This is a genomic window from Stenotrophomonas sp. P5_A8, assembly GCF_056400545.1.
Genome location: NZ_JBFULB010000438.1, coordinates 1 through 2,609, shown reverse-complemented (window position 1 = coordinate 2,609; position 2,609 = coordinate 1). Strand labels below are relative to the sequence as shown.

Annotated in this window: 2 protein-coding genes; both read left to right on the top strand. The window is 56.8% G+C overall.

Going from position 1 to position 2,609, the window contains the following annotated elements; genetic code table 11:
* The coding region (locus AC1DQP_RS19265; protein WP_478052276.1) for a hypothetical protein at positions 1–372 on the top strand (372 nt) is incomplete at its 5' end.
* A 774-nt stretch (positions 373–1,146) separates the two neighbouring features.
* The coding region (locus AC1DQP_RS19260; protein ID WP_478052275.1) for a hypothetical protein at positions 1,147–2,609 on the top strand (1,463 nt) is incomplete at its 3' end.

The following is a 2,609-nucleotide window of genomic DNA, read 5'->3' as shown; positions in this document are numbered from 1 at the left end:
GCACCTAGTCAGGCTTTCCCGGCAGAGTTACGTCTTTATTGCTGGCTCTATCCATATCACCGTCAAGTCATGGGTCGCTGGATGTCCCGCATCTTTGACAATCGATGGAAGGAGACGCCTTTTGTCTTCTCCATTGCGAAGTACTTTCCGGTAGCCTGGCTCTGTGCGAGCGGAGATCTGCCACCATATATCCCGCCTGGTGTCGTCCGCGTGGACACGTTGTCCACGGGATCCATCGATGACTTGGCAACGATCACTCTTAACCCCAGCGATGTTCTGCCTCCCGATTGGCCCGAGGCACCGGGGGATAACGGCATTGTCTTTTTGAATAGCGAGCGAGCAACTGTCGCAACACGTTACCGACGGAATTGATCCTCTTTACTTAGCCAGCGATCTTAAGCTCGTAGTAGTCCTCCGAGGTGTCGAGGACGGCTACTCGCTTACTGCGCGGCCGTTTCTGGCCAGAAGCAGAAATACAGAGGTGGTCGCGGCAGAAGTTGTAACAGGAGGGATGGACGAAAGTGCTTTACTCATTGAGGCAAATCTTGATATACACGGGGAAAGTTGGCGCCAGGTCTAGGCGTCGATGTTGTGCCAATCCCGTCCGTTTCTCGCACTGAAGGGAAGGGTGTAAGGGCAGCTTCTTTGAGCGTCTGCTTTAGCTGATTCCTGTTAAGTAGTTCAGCCGCCGAGGGTGAAATGGATCACATGCAGTGAACTGAGCGCAGCAAAAGCTATGGCGCCACATCGTCACCTACCAAGCCCGTAAGAAGCTTCCCGTCTACTCCGGAAACTGATCATCATTATTATCGCAGAGGTGACAGTGCATCGGCTGGTGCTAAGAATGACTGGCCTTGACCTCAGGCATCATGCTACGCGGAGCGGACACTTCGAGGGAACACCGATCTAATTGTCACCAGTAGTGCGTTCGGCACTTTGTGTGATTTTACTGCAGCGCGAGCTTCCGCCAAGTTCGTGTAAAAATCGACCGCAACATCGAGCAATCTGATCCTTCATCAACGCCGCTAGCGACAATCGGACGACACATAAAGAATGGTTAGCTTTGCCTCTATTCGGCCACATCGTGGGACCCAGAACAACGGGTTTGAGGAGCTTGTTGTTCAGCTCGCACGTCGCCGCCGCCCTATGGGGGCCAAGGAGTTCAGGCGGATCGAGGGAGCTGGCGGCGACGCCGGCGTCGAGGCGCTGTGGCTTAAGAACGACGGGTCGTCCGTCGGCATTCAAGCCAAGTACTTCCTTCGCGTTCGAGACATCGACTGGGCGCAGATCGACGAAAGCGTAGCGACAACACTAAAGCGCCGCCCAGAGGTCAACGTCTACCAGGTCGCGATTGCGTGCGATCTGACCGACAAAGGCGGGGCAAAGGGGCGGGGCCGGACAGGGTGGTCGGCTTGGGATGAGCATGTGAAACGGTGGAGGGCGGAAGCGCTAGCCCTAGGGCGGGACGTTTCGTTTGAGCCGATCACAGCCTCAGATTTGACCGACTGGTTGGGGCAACCAAGCGCGTCGGGCTTATCGAGGTATTGGTTTGGGGTCGACACGCTGAGTCTTCGTTGGTTCTCTGACCAGGTTGAAATAGCAAGCGCCGATCTTGGTGAGCGATACACGCCCGCACAACACGTCGACGTTGCTGCCTCGCTCGCCTTCGATGGTCTGGCGAGGACTTCAGCCCTTCGTGCTAGGTTGCTTCGAGCGGTCGAGGCTACTTGGGCGGATCGCATTGAGCCGTCCTCAGCGATCGTCACGGATGACGTGCGCGAAGCGGCGGAGCTCGCTGCAAACGCGCTGAAGCTGGTGCACGGGATAGCCGACGCGGTCGAGGCTCCTGTAACCACCCAATGGGATGTCCAGCAGTGGCTCTCAGACGTGAGAGCAGCCGAACAACTCCTTGGCCGTTTGGGTGATGAGCTTCGCAGCCAGCGCCGTTCAGTTAAGGAGGGCGAGGCGAAGTCGACGCCCAGCTGCGATCATCTGAGTTATTTGCAGCACAGTGTTCGCAGGGTTGAGGAGGCAATCAGCAACCTTGCCCGTCTCTTGGTCTCCACTGCCTTCAGCGCGGATGCTAGCCGAGTGCTACTCGTCACCGGTGAGGCTGGCACGGGGAAGTCTCATCTGCTCGCCTCTGAGGCCAACCGTTCGCGAGCGGAAGGCAGGCCGGCACTACTCTTCTTGGGCCAGCAATTCGCTAAGGGAGACCCATGGAGCCAATGTGAACGATCACTCGGTTTGCCTGGATGGCCTCGGGATGAACTCCTTGGTGCATTAGATTCGGCGGGTGAAACTTCCGGCTCTAGGGCGCTGATACTAGTTGATGCTGTTAACGAGGGTGCTGGAGCCAATCTTTGGCGGAACCATCTGGCCGGTTTCATCAAGAGTCTAGATCCGTACCCGAACATCGCGGTTGTTGTTGCATGCCGCACTGAGTACGTTCCATTTGCGATACCCATTCCGGTCTGGGAGGCATATCCAAAGGTTGATCTTCACGGCTTCACCACGTTCGAAGAGCAGGAAGCTGCAGCGATTCAATATTTGGATCGGCGAGGGATCGTTCGACCTGCTGGCCCACTACTTGCTCCGGAGTTCTCGCA